This is a genomic window from Daejeonella sp. H1SJ63, from assembly GCF_029360775.1.
GTDB lineage: Bacteria > Bacteroidota > Bacteroidia > Sphingobacteriales > Sphingobacteriaceae > Daejeonella.
The window spans coordinates 341,533-358,736 of record NZ_JARKMZ010000028.1; the positions used below are offsets into that span (position 1 = coordinate 341,533).

The 17,204-nt window shown below is 37.3% G+C and carries 13 protein-coding genes; 8 read left to right on the forward strand and 5 right to left on the reverse strand.

Annotation, left to right across the window (positions count from 1 at the left end; translation table 11 throughout):
• Nucleotides 1-189: 189 nt before the first annotated feature.
• From P2W72_RS09400 to P2W72_RS09420, 5 genes are all read left to right on the forward strand, one after another.
• Complete coding sequence (locus P2W72_RS09400; RefSeq protein ID WP_276361352.1) at nucleotides 190-3,732, forward strand: response regulator; 3,543 nt, start codon at nucleotides 190-192, stop codon at nucleotides 3,730-3,732.
• A 15-nt stretch (nucleotides 3,733-3,747) separates the two neighbouring features.
• Nucleotides 3,748-4,572: a protein-glutamate O-methyltransferase CheR gene (locus tag P2W72_RS09405; RefSeq protein WP_276361354.1), complete on the forward strand. Its 825-nt coding sequence runs from the start codon at nucleotides 3,748-3,750 to the stop codon at nucleotides 4,570-4,572.
• Nucleotides 4,565-5,182, forward strand: coding sequence for a chemotaxis protein CheB (locus P2W72_RS09410; protein ID WP_276361356.1), 618 nt, complete (start codon nucleotides 4,565-4,567; stop codon nucleotides 5,180-5,182). The genes P2W72_RS09405 and P2W72_RS09410 overlap by 8 nt, the downstream gene beginning before the upstream one ends.
• A 3-nt stretch (nucleotides 5,183-5,185) precedes the next feature.
• The gene (locus P2W72_RS09415) at nucleotides 5,186-6,805 is read left to right on the forward strand and encodes a response regulator (RefSeq protein WP_276361358.1); all 1,620 of its coding nucleotides are present in this window, start codon (nucleotides 5,186-5,188) and stop codon (nucleotides 6,803-6,805) included.
• A gap of 221 nt (nucleotides 6,806-7,026) precedes the next feature.
• Nucleotides 7,027-7,689 carry a PAS domain S-box protein gene (locus P2W72_RS09420; protein ID WP_276361360.1) on the forward strand — a complete coding sequence of 221 codons (663 nt, stop codon included), beginning with the start codon at nucleotides 7,027-7,029 and terminating at the stop codon, nucleotides 7,687-7,689.
• A gap of 251 nt (nucleotides 7,690-7,940) precedes the next feature.
• Here the strand turns inward: P2W72_RS09420 and P2W72_RS09425 are convergent, their stop codons facing one another.
• Nucleotides 7,941-8,810 (reverse strand): sugar phosphate isomerase/epimerase family protein, encoded by an 870-nt coding sequence (locus P2W72_RS09425; RefSeq protein ID WP_276361363.1) that lies wholly within the window; start codon nucleotides 8,808-8,810, stop codon nucleotides 7,941-7,943.
• A 174-nt stretch (nucleotides 8,811-8,984) separates the two neighbouring features.
• Complete coding sequence (locus tag P2W72_RS09430) at nucleotides 8,985-9,632, reverse strand: 4'-phosphopantetheinyl transferase superfamily protein (protein ID WP_276361366.1); 648 nt, start codon at nucleotides 9,630-9,632, stop codon at nucleotides 8,985-8,987.
• A 176-nt stretch (nucleotides 9,633-9,808) separates the two neighbouring features.
• Between P2W72_RS09430 and P2W72_RS09435 the strand changes: the two genes are divergently transcribed.
• Complete coding sequence (locus tag P2W72_RS09435; RefSeq protein ID WP_276361369.1) at nucleotides 9,809-11,020, forward strand: beta-galactosidase; 1,212 nt, start codon at nucleotides 9,809-9,811, stop codon at nucleotides 11,018-11,020.
• 102 nt (nucleotides 11,021-11,122) lie between these two features.
• Nucleotides 11,123-11,644, forward strand: coding sequence for a thioredoxin-dependent thiol peroxidase (gene bcp, locus P2W72_RS09440; RefSeq protein WP_346429770.1), 522 nt, complete (start codon nucleotides 11,123-11,125; stop codon nucleotides 11,642-11,644).
• Nucleotides 11,645-11,778: 134 nt separating this feature from the next.
• Here bcp and P2W72_RS09445 read toward each other — a convergent pair whose 3' ends face one another.
• Nucleotides 11,779-13,068: a M20/M25/M40 family metallo-hydrolase gene (locus tag P2W72_RS09445; protein WP_276361372.1), complete on the reverse strand. Its 1,290-nt coding sequence runs from the start codon at nucleotides 13,066-13,068 to the stop codon at nucleotides 11,779-11,781.
• A gap of 184 nt (nucleotides 13,069-13,252) precedes the next feature.
• Nucleotides 13,253-13,438, reverse strand: coding sequence for a twin-arginine translocase TatA/TatE family subunit (gene tatA / locus P2W72_RS09450; protein ID WP_276361375.1), 186 nt, complete (start codon nucleotides 13,436-13,438; stop codon nucleotides 13,253-13,255).
• A 418-nt stretch (nucleotides 13,439-13,856) separates the two neighbouring features.
• Between tatA and P2W72_RS09455 the strand changes: the two genes are divergently transcribed.
• Nucleotides 13,857-16,043 (forward strand): DUF4838 domain-containing protein, encoded by a 2,187-nt coding sequence (locus P2W72_RS09455; protein ID WP_276361377.1) that lies wholly within the window; start codon nucleotides 13,857-13,859, stop codon nucleotides 16,041-16,043.
• 2 nt (nucleotides 16,044-16,045) lie between these two features.
• Here P2W72_RS09455 and P2W72_RS09460 read toward each other — a convergent pair whose 3' ends face one another.
• Nucleotides 16,046-17,182 (reverse strand): GAF domain-containing sensor histidine kinase, encoded by a 1,137-nt coding sequence (locus tag P2W72_RS09460; RefSeq protein ID WP_276361380.1) that lies wholly within the window; start codon nucleotides 17,180-17,182, stop codon nucleotides 16,046-16,048.
• Nucleotides 17,183-17,204: the final 22 nt, after the last annotated feature.

The window sequence follows — 17,204 nt, forward strand, 5'->3', positions numbered from 1 at the left end:
GGTAAAAAGGAGGGGATACCTGAGGATTTTTAATTCCATAGAATTTTACACACTGAAATGGTATTAACGTAGGTAATTATCCTGAAGAACATAAGCTTCTTAAAAAAATCATAATATTCATTTAGCAAAACCATTGCCGCATTTTTTCCTAATGCGGATCATGACAAAAACAAATTGCAGAGACAGGATATGGATACGAACAGATCAGATGAGTTAATCAATGCTGCCAAAGAACTTACCTCACAAAATAAAGAGAAGGAAAAGAGGGAGGCAGAACTGATTATTGCTAATCAGGAGCTTAATCCATCAGCAGAGCTCCTTCAGAAAAATTTAAAGGAAATATCCTATTATAAGTATGCATTGGACGAATCCTCTATAATAGCCATTACTGACCAAAAGGGGATTATTAAAAAGGTAAACAGCAATTTTTGTAAAATAACAAAGTACAGTGAGGAAGAACTGATCGGACAAGACCACCGCATTATTAATTCGGGTTATCATTCTAAAGAATTCATCCGTGATTTATGGGTAACTATTGCCAACGGGAAAATATGGAAGGGAGAATTTAAAAACAAAGCAAAAGACGGAGTTTTTTATTGGGTGGATACTACCATTGTTCCTTTTCTGGACGAACAGGGAAAACCCTATCAATATCTCGCTATCAGGGTTGATATTACCGGTCGCAAAGAAGCCGAAGAGTATCTGATACAGCGTACTGCCCAATTGGAAACAGCTAACAAAGAACTTGCCTTTCAAATCGAAGAGAACGAAAAACGTGCAGCAGAATTAATCATTGCCAACAAACTTGCAATTCAAAATGAAGAGAAAGAAAAACGGGCTGCAGAGCTGGTCATTCTTAACGAAGAACTTGCCTTTCAAATTGAAGAGAACGAAAAACGGACAGCAGAATTAATTATTGCTAATAAAGAAAAGGAAGAGCAGAACTGGCTTTTAAAAGGAAGAGCCATTCTTGATGACAGTATACGCGGGGATCAAAGTATCAGTTCATTGTCCCAAAAAATTATTAAACAGATATCTAAATATGTGGATGCCCACGTAGCCGCAATTTATATCTCTGATGAAAAGGATGGAACTTTGCGTTTATCAGGAAGTTATGCATTCCGGTTTCCTGATGGGAACAATAATATAATTAAGCTGGGAGAAGGAATGGTTGGACAGGCAGCTTTAGATAAAAACAGGATCGTCTTTACCGATGTTCCGGCCAATTATGTAAAAGTATGTTCTGCATTAGGTGATATTACTCCGCATACTATACTGGTTCAGCCATTTTTATATAATGGAAACGTAACAGGTGTTATTGAGTTTGGATTTGTTACGGAGCTGACTCAGCTTAAAATGGATTTTATAACTATGGTTCTGGATAGCTTGGGTGTTGCAATTTATACTGCACAGGCCCGGTTTCAGTTAGATAATTTATTGGAAAAAACACAACAGCAGGCCGAAGAATTAGAAACACAGCGGGAAGAAATTCAAACTATTAACGATAGCCTGCTGGCTCAAACCTATACCTTACAAGCATCTGAAGAAGAACTGAGAGTTCAGCAGGAAGAATTAAGACAGATGAATTCTGAGCTTGAAGAAAAGGCTGAACAACTGGAAGAAAAGAATAAATCTATTGAACAGACTCATGAAGCAATGAGCTTTAAGGCTTTGGAATTAGAACGGGCCAATAAGTATAAATCAGAATTTTTAGCGAATATGAGTCACGAATTAAGAACTCCGCTGAATAGTATTTTAATTCTGGCCCGTATTTTAAATGATAACAAAGCCGGAAATCTAAACGATGAACAACTCAAATATTCGGACGTTATTTATAATGCAGGCAGTGATCTGCTTGAATTAATCAACGATATTCTTGATCTGTCTAAAATAGAATCTGGTAAAATAGATTTGAGCATTGAGGACGTAAAAGTAGATTCTGTAAAAACCGACCTTGAATTATTATTTAACGAGGTGGCAAACAAAAAGAAAATCGATTTTCAGGTCAGGGTCGAAAAAACTGTTCCGGAAATAATAATAACTGATCGTATGAGACTGCAGCAGATCCTGAAAAATCTGCTTTCAAATGCTTTTAAATTCACCTCTCAGAATGGATCGGTTTCTGTTAACATAAGTTTGGTAAATGGCAATACTCAGTACACTACTGAAAATCTCAGATTAGTAAAGGGTAAGGAGGTTTTGCAATTTGAAGTTAGGGATTCGGGTATAGGTATCCCACCTGAAAAACAAAAGGTAATTTTCGAAGCCTTTCAACAAGCCGACGGATCAACAAGCCGAAAATATGGCGGAACTGGTTTAGGTTTATCAATCAGCCGTGAACTGACTAATATTTTAGGTGGCGAGATACAGTTGGAGAGTAAATCGGGTGAGGGTAGCTCATTTTCGCTCTATATTCCTGTAGATTTCAGCAGGGAATATGTTCTCCAACCTTTAACAGATTCTGAAATCGAACCGGTTAAACCGGCTTTAGGATTTTCGGATAACCCTAAATCTGAGCCGGCACAATTTTCAGATCCCCAAAAGGAACATGTAATGCTTATTATTGAGGATGATGAAAATTTTGCAGAAGTTTTAAAAGATTATGCTATTCATCGTGGATATAAACCCATACTGGCCTACCGGGGGGATACAGGCTTGGAAATGGCCATGCAACATCAGCCGGATGCAATTGTGCTGGATATTATGCTTCCTGTAATGGATGGCTGGGTGGTTTTAAAGAAGCTAAAGGAAAATCCGGAGACAAAGGATATTCCGGTGCATATGATGTCTGCCGGAGACGAAAAACAGATCAGGGCACATCAGCAGGGAGCTATTGGCTTCTTGAAAAAGCCGGTTGAAAAGAAAAAGCTGGATGAAGCATTTGATAAACTGATCAGAAATGCAGAATCTAAACTGACCAAAGTTTTAATTATTGAAGATCATGAAATCCAGAGCGAAAACCTGTGCCGTCAGTTAACCGAACATTCTGTTGAAGTAAAACAGGCTTTTAATGGAAAGCAGGCCATGGATATCTTAGAATCAGATAATTCTTTTGATTGTATTGTTCTGGATATCAATCTTCCTGATATTTCAGGTTTGGAACTGTTGGATAAAATTAAGCGGAATGAGAATCTTGTAAACATTCCGGTAATTATTAATACTGCTATGGAATTAGATAGAGACAGTATGACCCGCGTATTAAAGCATACGCATGCCATGATTCTTAAAAATAATAAATCGAACGAGAGATTGCTTGATGAAGTAAATCTCTTCATGAATAAATTAAACCTTCCGGCAAAAAAAGAAGATGCTAAAAGTCCTCTGGTAATTACAAAAAGTGCCCTGACTTTAGAGAAATCATTAATGGGCAAGAGGATATTGATAGTTGATGATGATATGCGCAATATTTTTGCCTTATCCAGTGCATTACAGGAATATAATATGCAGATAGAAATTGCCAATAACGGTTTGGAAGCACTGAAAAAACTGGATGAGAGCCCTGAAATTAATTTAGTATTAATGGATATTATGATGCCTGAGATGGATGGTTATGAGGCTATGCAGGAGATCAGAAAGCAAAAACGTTTTTCAAAATTGCCCATTTTAGCTCTAACTGCGAAGGCTATGAAAGATGACAGGAAAAAATGTATTGACGCCGGGGCAAATGATTATATTTCAAAACCTGTTGATGTATATAAGTTGATTTCCTTGATGCGGGTTTGGCTTAGCTGATAATTTGGATCTGACATGCTGACTGCGAAATTAATAAGCCTTGAACAGGTAGAAGAGATCATTGGCCTTGTTGCTAAAGTGTATGGGTTTGATTTTAGCGGCTATTCACGTGCGTCGATAAAGCGACGCATAGTTCGGATTATGTTAATGAAGCAGGTTACAGTATTTGAGCTGAAATCACAGATTATCAATGACAGCGGTTTTTTTGAAGAGTTTTTGCAGGAAATAACTGTAAATGTGACAGAGATGTTTCGCGATCCCGGCTTCTTTAAAGCGCTGAGGGAAAAGGTACTTCCATACCTGTCCACTTATCCGCGAATTAAAGTTTGGAATGCAGGATGCTCTACAGGCGAAGAATTATATTCTTTTGCTATTTTACTGGCCGAAGAGAATTTGTATGACCGTTCTTTTTTGTATGGAACAGATATTAACCCATTAGTCTTGGAAACTGCTAAAAGAGGTATTTATGATCTTAAAAAAATGAAGCAAAATTCTGAAAATTATATTGCTTCGGGGTCAATAAGGTCATTGGCTAATTATTATGTAGCGCATTACGATGCAGTTTCGATTAATAGCTCTTTGAAAAAGAACACGCTATTTTCAATGCATAATTTGGTAACTGACGGTGTTTTTAACGAATTTCAGATTATTTCCTGCAGAAATGTGTTAATCTATTTTACTGTTGAACTACAGGAAAGAGTGCTGAATCTTTTCTATGAAAGTTTGTGCCCGTTGGGTTTTCTTTGTTTAGGTTCTAAAGAATTTCTCAGAAATGAAGAGCTTGCCCGTAAGTTCAGGGTAATTGATAAAATTGAAAATATTTATCAGAAAATTGAATAAGGAGGCTCTCTATATCGTCAGTAAAATAAAAATCGCTGAAATATTACTTATCGGTTGTTCTGCGGGTGGTTTTTCTATCATTTATGATTTGGTATTAAATTTTCCGGAAAATTTCCCATTACCCGTTCTGATTGTAATACACCGCAGCCGTAAATACAAATCGCTTATTGAAGAGCAATTAAATTTAAACAGTAAGCTAAAGGTAAAGATGGCTGAAGATAAGGAGCAGATAAAAAAGGGCATTGTTTATTTTGCCCCTCCAGATTATCATTTGCTGGTAGAAGAGGGTGGTTCATTGTCGTTGGATTATTCAGAACCGGTACTCTTTTGCCGTCCGGCTATTGATGCAACGTTTCAGAGTGCAGCTGATGTATATAAAGAAAAGGTAATTGCGGTATTGCTTTCGGGGGCAAATGAAGATGGCGCCGAAGGAATTGCATATGTTTCTGAACTAAATGGATTAACGGTTGTACAGGATCCTGATTTTGCTGAAATGAGAACTATGCCCCAGGCTGCAATTGAAAAAGCAAATGTTGATCTGATTTTGAATAATCTTCAGATTACAGAATTGATGAATGAAATAAATCAGGTTAAAAATCTATTAGAATAAGTTATGAACCAAATTGAAGAAGATCCGATAAACATTTTAATTGTTGATGACCGGTCTGAAAATATTATTTCTTTAGAAGCACTTTTAAAAAGTGATCATGTAAATCTGATCAGTACAACCTCTCCTAATGAAGCGTTAAAACTATGCTGGGAAAATGAGATTTCTATTGCTTTGGTAGATGTTCAAATGCCCGAGATGGATGGTTTTGAACTGGTTGAGATTTTAAAAAGTAATCCGAAAACAAAGGGTATTATCGTAGTTTTTGTAACCGCCATATCCAAAGAAACCAGATATGTGATCAGGGGGCTTGATTCGGGAGCTATAGATTATTTGTATAAACCTCTCGACCCTTATGTAACTACAGCCAAAATCGATTCCTTACTTGCTATTGTAAGAGCCCAAAGGGAAATTAAACAGAAAAACTTTGAATTGGAATGTTCTCAAAAACAACTTATAGCTGCTAAAGAACTGTCTGAACATGAGAAAAGAATTAAGGAAAATTTCCTGGCCAATATGAGTCATGAGATCAGAACACCCATTAACGGTATCATTGGTCTGACGCATTTGCTTAAAAATACTACTTTAAATAGTGAACAGGCTTATATGATTAATTTACTGGATGTATCCTCTAAATCCCTTTTGGGAGTTGTAAACGATATTCTGGATATTTCTAAAATTGAGGCCGGTAAATTAAAAATTGTGCGATCTGAAACTAATATTTATGAATTAGGCGAGACTGTTACCGCATTAATGAAATATCTGGCTAACGAAAAGGGAATTGATCTGAATCTGCAAATCGATTCCTGTATTCCGAAAATAATTCTGGCAGATTCATTACGCCTGAACCAGATATTGACGAATTTGCTGAGTAATGCGATCAAATTTACAAAAACAGGTAGCGTGGCTCTCAATATCCGGATATTGGATAAAAAACAGAGTACAGTAGATCTTGAATTTTCTGTTAGTGATACTGGGATTGGTATTGCGGCTGAATCTATTGATAAAATTTTTAATTCATTTGAACAGGCAGAAGATCATACAGCTCAGAAATTTGGGGGTACAGGCCTGGGTCTTTCCATCGTTAAAAGACTGGTTGAACTTAAGGGCGGTATTTTATCAGTAACAAGTGAATTGAATAAGGGAAGTGCCTTTTCATTTACAAACAGTTATCAATACCTTAATGAAAAAACTACAGAAACGAGCCCATTGGATAAAGATGAACCCTTGCTTAATAATCTCTCAATATTGGTAGCCGAGGATGACAGTATAAACCAGTTTATGATCACCAAAATCCTTAAAAACTGGGGAATAAACGTAACCGTAGTGGATAACGGAAGCAAAGTTCTGGAAAGCTTACAAAATGAAAATTATGATCTTATCCTGATGGATTCACATATGCCGGTTATGAACGGATTGGAAGCCACCCGCAGGATCAGGATGGAATTTGATGAGCCTAAGAAAAACATTCCTATTATTTCATTGTCTGCATCCGTTATGGAAGAGGAACAAAATGCAGCTTTGGAAGCCGGAGTAAATGACGTTATAGGCAAGCCTTATGATTTGATCGTTCTCCGGCAAAAAATTATTGCTTTGGTTCGGAAATGTCCGATGGTGGTATCCTGATAAAAAATTGCTGAATTTTTAAAAAGGACATTTTTGAAATGTATTCCCACAGATTTTTTTACTTCTTCTTTTAATTCATTCGGGCTTTAACCTAGACTAAGGTAGCAATTTCAATTTTTTGCAGAATTTTTTGGTTTAAAAAAAAACGCTAACTTAATAAAGTATATACACACTGTTTCGGTGTGATATAGCATTTTCTTATGCATCATGATATTTAAAGTATGACACAGATTAAAATGGCAGGCAGGACAAAAAAAGAATTGCTATTGCTATTGAATGCATATCAGCAAGCCATTGATTTTTATATCATTTGTTCAATTACAGATATTAAGGGGACCATCCTTTTTGTAAATAAAAGATTCTGCGAAATTTCGAAATATTCGGAAGAGTACCTTTTAGGAAAGAATCACAGAATATTAAATTCAGGGTTTCATTCCAGAGATTTTTTTAAAGTAATGTGGAAGACTATTGGAAAAGGGTTTGCCTGGAACGGTGAAGTAAAAAACAAAGCAAGTGATGGTACATTTTACTGGGTTGAAACCGTAGTGTTGCCCATTAAGAACAAGGATGGGAAAATAGTCCAATACCTTTCGTTAAGAATACCAATTGACGATAAGAAAAATGCAGAAAATGAAAAACGAAAATATTTAACAGCATTGGAAGATATGCTGTTTATGACTTCGCATGAAGTAAGAAAGCCATTAACATCCTGTATGGGATTAATGAATCTTGTAGAAGGCGAAGCGCCTTTAAGCCAGTTGGAACTTTGGGATACGATTAAACATCTAAAATCAAGTGCATTGGAACTTGATGAGTTTACACAAAAACTAACAATTTTTATGCATAGAATGAAACAGGAATTCGGAACGAAAAACTGGTCATAACACTGCCGGCCATACAAGCTTATATCTGCAGAGCTAACCGGTCATATTTTAAATTCAAAAATCTGTTTTTATATTTTAGATTATCAGGTTGGGATGATCATGGGTATATATACCCCCGAGACTTAATTCTCAGGATAGGGGGTGATTTTCATTATAAATCAGTTGATCATCATCGTCAGAATGGTTTTCGGGATATTCTGGCAACTGCTCCTATCCTGATAGATCAAGCGTGCATTATAACATATTAAAACTCATAATTTAAAATGCTCTTTCATTACTTTGGGAAAATCAGCCAAAGCTATCTCCGGCTCAGCAATTTCCGGATGCCATAATTTTTCCCATTCAAAGCTGTAATACCCTTTATATCCGTCTTTATACAGGAGATCTATTGCTTCAAATATAGGTACATCACCCTGACCAAGAAGGGTATACGCTAATTTATCCCCTGATAGTTTTGCATCTTTCAGGTGGGTATGGCGTATATATTTTTTGAGTTTTTGGTATACCAGGGATGGAGATTCTTTTGTGATGGTCCACATGTTTGCAATATCCCAAACCAGTGCAATGTTAGGATGTGATACAGCCTTCATGACTTTCAGGATATCATCAGAGCCAGAGAAATCACCATGTGTTTCCAATAGGACGGTAACATTTCGATCTTTGGCATATTTGCCCAGAGTTAAAAGATTTTCAGCAACCGTGCTGATTGTTTGATCTTTCGTTCTGTCTTTGGGAAATTTATTGGGGAATACTCTTACATAGGGGCAGTTAATCTTTTGTGCCAGATCAATAAAGGATTTGGCTTCTGCCATGCTTTTTTCCTTATCCGGTCCCTCATGAAAATGCATGTTTGCTGATGCTCCAAGGTTTATGAACTTCAAACCTTTTTCTTTCATCATTGAGAGCGTTTCATTGATCTTTTCCTGACTGCTGAATTCATCGCATTTTGTAAGGTCCATCTGCCGTTTTATACCGCGTAATTCCAAACCTGAATATCCATGAATGGCTGCAAAATCTACAATTTGCTTAAAGTTCCAGTCAGGACATCCAATTGTTGAAAAGGCCAATACAGGCTTATACTTTCCAAAACTAAATGCAGAACTTGTTAATGCTGCTGTCATTAAAATGGCTGAATTTTGCAGGAATTTTTTTCTGGTATACGGCATAAAAATCTGATTAACAATTTCTATAAAAATGAGAAAAGCATTTCATTTGTGCTAATCAATTTTTAAATTTTTGATTATAGAACGATAATCAGGAAAGGGATGAGATCCTGAATCAGTTCAATAATTGATTCAGGTTTTAAGATAGCAGAGTGAAATAAGCTGATTCTGTGCCAAAGTCCATTCGATCTCAGCATTTTCCAGTGATAAATCAGGGTAACCTTTGCTTTGTATACTGAGTAATATTTTTTCTTCTGCAATTTTTATCTCTACGTCATTAAATTCCAGAAATCTTGCCGTTAAGGGGAACTGAAATTTATAAAAACTTTCCTTTGCAGAAAATAACAGGGTGGTATAAGTCTTTTGGTCTGCTTCGCTGAGCGACCTAAGGAACTCCTGCTCAGAATTGGTGAATAAGATGTCCCACATTTCTGCTTCAATACCACCAATTGTTTCAATGTCTAAGCCTACAGATATTATATCACTGTTTTTTGCTGCAACAGCTCCGGTCATATATTTTGAATGACTGATTGATCCGCTAAAACCTTCAGGCCATGCAGCTTGTTTATCTTCCTTCATTAAGATAATTGCATTGCCAAGGCCAAATTTTTCTAATGCTTTTCTGGCACAAAAGCGTCCGGTACTGAAATCAATTTGTCTTTTTGCTGCTGTACCGGCAATGAAGGGTTCTTCATCCGGATATAATTGTTCGATACCTTTAAATTCATCTGTACAGTATTGTGAGATCAGATCAGAAAGATTGGGAAAGGGCAGATACATAAATCAAATTTAACAGAGCTAAGCATATTGATGATGAATTTTTGAAAAAAAAATGAGATTCCGAATTTATACAGTTCAACAGACTGATGAGAAAATTATATTTCAAATGTGGCAAATTAGATCTAATACTTTCTAAATTGTAATATTATATAATCAGAGGGTTTTTAAAAATTAAAATGAACAGAATCACAAAGAAAATTGCTCCATTAGTATTTTTAGTATTTACATTCTGGAGTTTATTCCCGGTTCGTGCACAGGAGAAACTTGTATCCAAAGGTCATATCCCAATTCTTGGATGGTACAGTATTCCTCCGGATCAGGCTACGGTAGCCCGTTATAAGGAAATGAAAGAAGCCGGTTTTGACATCAGTTTCTCATTTTTAGGGAGTCCTGAAGATGTTCAGAAAACACTTGATGCAGCACATCAGGCAGGTATTAAGATTGTGATCAGCTGTCCGGAACTGAAGTCGCAAACAGAGATCATCGTTAAACGTTTTATGAAGCATCCCGCTCTGGCCGGATATTTTTTGAGAGATGAACCTCCGGTAGAGGGCTTTGCAGATCTTGGCAATTGGGCAAGAAAAGTAAATGCTGTAGACCCTGAACATTTTTGCTATGTCAATCTGTTTCCTAATTATGCCACACCGGCTCAGTTAGGTGCTGCAGATTACAGAGATTACGTCAGCAGATTTGCCAAAGAAGTTCCCCTTCATTTTCTTTCATTCGACTCTTATCCGCTCACCTCAGCCGAGGGAGTTTATGTTAAATGGCATCAGAATCTCGAAATATTTTCAGGTGAAGCAAAAAAAGCCGGAAAGCCATTCTGGGGTTTTGCTCAATCTATTTTGTTCGACAACTTACATGAAGACCCTTCATTGGCTACTATGCGTGTTCAGATGTTTACAAATCTGGCTTATGGTGCTCAGGGACTTCAATATTTTACATATTGGCAGCCTGTATCACCGGCAGAAGATTTTCGAGGCGGACCAATAACCCTGGATGGAAAGAGATCTACTGTTTACGATCATATCAAAACACTTAATCAGGAAATCAAAAATCTTTCGGGTGTTTTTTACGGTTCAAAGGTCAGATTACTGCAATATACCGGTAAGCAAATACCATTGGGTACCATGCGCCTGACTAAATTACCTGAACCACTTCGTTTGCTGGAAACAGCCGGTAAGTCAGCATTGGTATCTGTACTTGAAAATGAAAATCAGCGTTTTATAGTAATTGTGAATATGGATTATAAGGAAAAGATGAGCTTAACTTTACTTGGAGATGATTCATTGAAGCGGGTACTGAAGGATGGCAGCATTGTCCCTGCTTCGGTTTACGCCAATACCATAGATGTGGAAGCAGGGGATATGGTGGTTTACACTTATTAACGTTTTAATTGATTTGTCAGGAGATTTTCATAAGAAACAGATTATGACGTTTTAAATGAATTCCTCTGCCTTTTTTGTATTTTTATCTAAAATAAACGTGATATGAAAAACTTATTCAGAATAATTCTTTTGCTCTGTTTTGTCGCTCCTGGAGTGATGCAGGCACAAACAAAACTAAAGGCCGGAGACAAAGCTCCTGATTTTGTATCCAAAGATCAGAACGGAAAGACCGTAACCTTAAAGCAGTTTAAGGGGAAAAAGCTGGTACTTTATTTCTATCCTAAGGATAATACTTCAGGATGTACGGCACAGGCCTGCAGTCTTCGTGATAATTTTCAAGCTTTAAAGAAGGATGGTTATACCATTCTTGGAGTCAGTGTTGATGATGAGGCTTCGCACCTGGATTTTATCGCAAAAAACAATCTGCCTTTTTCGCTTCTGGCTGATACAGATAAATCTATTGTTACAAAATACGGCGTCTGGACAGAGAAGGAAAGAAATGGTGTTAAAGCTTTCAGCACTACCCGTACTACTTTTCTCATTAATAAAGATGGATACATTAACCGTGTAATCACCGAGATTGATACAAAGAACCATGCTTCTCAAATTCTGGGGACGAACTAAGAAAGGAATCCGTTCCTGATCCGGCTAAAAAGATGCACATGCGTAATTAAGTATGTGCATCTTTTTAGCCGGAAATGGTGTTCTGAATGATTTACAGGACTGCAAATTTTTATTTTCAAACTTTCCTCGGGATTCTAGTTCAGCCCTGCCTCTGCTACCAACAGTAAAAGTCCAAACTGAATAGCTTCTGCACCTTTCTCATTGACCCACCATTCATCCAGTGAATGTGCTGCACCGCCTTTACCGCCGCGCCCGATGGTGATGCTGGGAATTCCAAGCGAGATCGGAATATTGGAATTGGTTGATCCGGCACTAACTGAAGTTTTGTAGCCAAAGTGTTCAATTACGGCTGCTGTTCTTTTGATCAGCGGGAGTTCATCGCCGAGATCACCAGAAGGTCTTTCACCAATTTTTTCAGCTGAAAGGCTCAGTTTCTCACCCTTTTTAACTCCATTATTATAATCATCCAGGCCTCTTTTCATTTCCCTGAGAAGGATTTGCTCTATGCCTTTTAGTTTTTGGGGGCTCAGGGAGCGCATATCCACCTCAATCCAGCTTTCAAAAGGGATGGAGTTTACTGAAGTTCCGCCACCCATACGTCCAACATTGAAGGTAGTTTTCGGTCCCTCATTTACATAGGCCGTAGCCGCAGTGCTGAAGTAGTCGATTGCCTTGGCCATTGCGTGATGAGGATTGGCAAGTCCGAATGCACCCCAGGAATGCCCTCCCGGACCTTTGAATGTAATTTTATAACGAATGGAACCCAGACCTTTTGTAACCAGATAGCCGATATTTCCGCCATCAATTGCAATGTGTGAGTTTATTTTCAGATTTTTTTGATTGAAAATATGCTTGATACCTCTCAGATCACCCAGGCCTTCCTCGCCAACCGTTCCGGCAAATAAAATGTCAGATTCGGTATTGATCTGCGCCCTGTTCATTGCCTTAACGATAGTAAGGAGCATGTTCAGTCCGCGGGTATCATCTCCAATTCCCGGAGCTACAAGCGTATCTCCTTTGAATTTTACCTTAACATCGGTTTCAAGCGGAAAAACTGTATCAAGGTGTGCTTCAAAGAGTACAGTTTTACCATTACCCTTACCTTTTCTCAGAGCCATTACATTGCCTGCATCATCAATCCAGATTGAATCGATTCCTGCATCCTGAAGCATTTTTTTAAAATGTTCAGCCCGTTTTTGTTCCATGAATGGGGGAGCAGGGATTTCTGTAAGTTCAATCAGCTCTTTCATGGTTTCCGGTTCCAGATCCTGAATAATCTCAAAGGCTGTTCTGACTTTCTTATCTGTACTTAGATTATGAACCTCCTTTTTATAGGAGAGATTAGTACTGACTGATTTTTCTTCCTGTGCCCGGGTAAGCAGTATGGAAAAGATGAGCAGGAATAAAAGGATACTTTTTTTCATGAAATACGTGCTGAATAATTAATGAATTCAGCAAACGTAAATATATAATTCGGCAAATTGAAAATACATTTTACCTGAAAATGAGGAGGGAGTATCGGATTATTTTTTTGAGGTCAAAATGTGTGGGACGGTCTGTTTTATCAAACTATCTGAAGCAAAAACGGACCATTTAAGGTCCGTTTTATCAGCTCTGATTTGCTACAGGAGCCGGTTTGTTTTCTTCATTTTCGCTTTTACCGTCTTTGGCATCTTTGAACTCTTTCATGCCTCTGCCTAATCCACGCATTAATTCAGGAAGCTTTTTCCCTCCGAACATTAATAATACTACTACCAGAATCAGAATGATTTCCGGACCGCCTAAACCTGCCATACTATTTTATTTAAATTTTAATAAAGGTTGTAAATAAACAACTCAATATAAAACAAAATATGTCTTCATCATATTTTTTTTACAATCAGTTTATCATTAGAGCTTTATCATCAGGCATTAGAGATTGATTTATGATGTAAAATACCAGTTGGGATAATGTATATACCTGATCCGTATCTGTCTTTCTACTATTTCAGGAAGAGCGAGAAATCGCAGCAGTACAATAAAGAAATGCAAATTTTAAATGCAACTTCCATTGTAAATCGCAGATTCATATTTCTGAGTATTATAAATAACCGACAAGAGTTACAGAGGAATTTTCATAGTTTCGTATATGCTAAAGGGCGGCGAAATAAAACCGTATTCATGTTACATACTTAAAGGTATTTCCCTGTTTTTGTTAATCTTACTGAGTGCCATGAATTCCTTTTCATTAACCCTTGTTGAGAATGGAAAATCATTATATACTATTATTGTATCCGGTAATGCCGGCAAATCTGATCTGAAAGCTGCTGAAGTATTGCAGCAATATATCCGGGAAATGTCGGGTGTACTTATCCCGGTCAAGGATGACAGTAATTCTGAAAGTCCGTTTGAAATTCTTTTGGGCAGTACTCAGCGGACTTCACGTTCAAACTTTGAAGGGGTAATTAATGATGGTTTTATAATTGAAACCCTGGGGAATAAATTGCAGATCAGCGGTAAAGAAAAGGGAACATTATACGGAGTGTATACCTTTCTTGAAAAATACCTTGGATGCCGGAAATATACATCTGATTATAAGTTTATTCCAAAGAAAGAATTGATTTTAATCCCAGCTATTTCTGATTTACAGAACCCTCAATTCAAATTCAGATCACTTCATTATTATGATGCCGAAACAGATCAGGAGTATCTTGACTGGCATAAACTGAATCGTATAGAAGACCAGTGGGGGCTATGGGGGCATACTTTTTTTAAACTTCTTTCTCCGTCAGAATACTTTGACACGCATCCTGAATATTTTAGTCTTGTTCATGGTAGGCGTAAAGCAATGCAATTGTGTCTAACTAATCCCGATGTACTTAAAATTGTTGGTGATAATCTCCAGAAACTGATGCTTAATGAACCGGATATGCAGATCTGGTCGGTCAGTCAGAATGATAATACAGGTGCATGCGAATGCGACAATTGTTCGTTATTAAACAACAAATTTCAAAGTTACCAGGGCTCATTACTGAGTTTTGTGAATAAGCTTGCCGAACGCTTCCCGGATAAAACTATTTCTACAATGGCTTATACATTCTCGCGCAAACCTCCTGTGGGTATTAAGCCTTTAAAAAATGTAAATATTCTTTTTTCAACCATAGATATTAATCGCGCAAAACCTGTTCAGGATGATCCCAGATCTGAACTTTTCAGAAAGGAGCACGAAGCCTGGTATAACCTTGGTTCAAACATTATTGTTTGGGATTATGTAGTTCAATTCTCTAATTATTTCAGTCCGTTTCCTAATTTGCATACTCTCAAACCTAATTTAAACTATATCAGCAGCTTTAATCCTGCCGGTTTATTTATTCAGGGTAGTGTTGAAGTGCCCGGCGAGCTTGCCGGGCTCAGGACTTATATTCTGGCTAAATTACTCTGGGATCCTCAAACGGATACTGAAGCAATAAAGGAAGAGTTTCTGGATGCTTATTACGGGAAGGCCTCAAATCATGTTAAGGAATATCTGAACCTGATTCATCAAAATGCAGGTAAATCATGGAAACGGATGGATATTTACGATAATCCGGTGACACCTTTTAATACTTACCTTAAAAAAAGCAATCTCAGGAATTATCTTGAAATACTGGAGAGGGCCTCTGAAGTCGTTAGAAATGAACAGCATTTGTACAAAAGAGTACAAATCATAAGTCTTCCGCTACATTTTGCTATTCTTCAACAGGCAAAATTCTATGGAATAGATGATTATGGAGTATTTAGTCTTGATGGTAAAAAATGGCTTGTTAATCAGGATATAAGAGATCGTCTTGAAAAATTTATTGCTCTTCTTAAGCAATATGGTATTAAACAACTGAATGAATCGGGCTTAACCCCTGATCAATATCAGTCAGAATGGGAAGAGATATTTAAATTCGGTCCGGATCTGCATAAAGCATTGCATAAACCGGTTAAACTGATTACCGCGAATCAGAATGATTTTAGCGGCAAGGGACCGGAAACTTTAGTGGATGGGACTGCGGGTGCAAAAGATTTTCAGTTCAACTGGCTTGGATGGTATGGTGATAATATGGAAGTACTTATAGATCTGCAGGAATTAACAAAAATAAGCAGAGTCAGGATGTCGTTTCCGGAAAATCAACGTTTTTATACTTTTTTGCCTGTTTCAATCCTTATTGAAGTGTCTGATGATGGGAAGAAATTCAGGCAGGTGGCTGTTATGAATATTCCTGGGCCGGTTGAAAGTGCTCAGGAGTCAATCAGGACTTTTGATCTTGATTTCAGAAAAACAAAGACACGTTATGTCAAAGTTACTGCTGTCAATCAGCCGTCACTTCCCGAATGGCGTTTCAGAACTGATCGTAAATCCTGGATAATGACTGATGAGGTAATGATTTACTAAGGTCAGTTGGCTTGTGGCAGGCTAATCCGGTAAGTTAGACCCTCTTCCTGATTTTGCCGGTACTCAAATTCACCATTCATATTTTCTACTAACTCTTTTGTTAAATTTAACAAAGAACTACCAGGCATAGCATGCGTTTCTTTTGGAGTTTTACTATTCACCGAAATATGAAGAATATTACCATCCGGTTTAACACTGAGGTCGAGATCAATTGTAATTTCAGTACCTGAGCGGCTGAGTTTTATTACACTTGAAACCGGGGTAACAATGGTTTGAAGGATTTTTTTTCTTGAAAAAGGGATATGATGTTTGTCGGGATTTACTTTAAGATTTAGTGTTATTTCTTTTCCTTTTGCTAAAGGCATGAAATGCTGACTGATACGTTCGGCTAAAGTTTGCAGATTAAAAGTGCTATAATGTTCCAGCTGATTATTGTTGAGTTCAGCAAATACAGAGTCTGCGATCTCAAGAATTGATTTACTGCTGCTATTGATCAGATTGACAAATTCATTGATTTCATCATCAGTATGTGTTTCATTTTCATCAATAATAAGATCAGATATTCCAATGATTCCCGCTAAAGGATCTCTCAGATTATGGGTAATCTTTCTCTGCATTTTAATAGCATCTGAAAGGTCGTGCTGCAGGATATTGATAGTATGAAATGCTTTAAACTTATTGGTAAGCTCTTTGCCAATTAACTTGAAAAGCTCAATTTTTTCAGGACTTAGCTTCTTGTTTTCCCGGTCCATTACACAAATAGTGCCAATATTTACACCCTCACTTAGTACCAGCGGAATTCCAAAATAATATCTTAAGTGAGGTGCATTACGTACATAAGTCATATTTTTGAATCGGTCGTCTGCAGTCAGATCCTCAACTTCGAAGTAATCGGTTCCTGCAATAGTATAGTGGCAGATACACTCTTCTCTGGGCATAGAGGAAATCTGAAATCCGTGCCGTGCTACCGTCCATTGGGTAAGAGAATCCACCAAGTTAATTAAGGTTACATCCATGTTCGTAATCTTTGAAGCCATTTCAGTAAGAACTCCAAATTCAGATTCGAGTTCACTGTAATCAATCTCAAGATTAGACAGACTTAATAACCTTTCATATTCGTTTCTTGAAAAATCTTTCATTTTCAGTTTGCAGTAAATAATT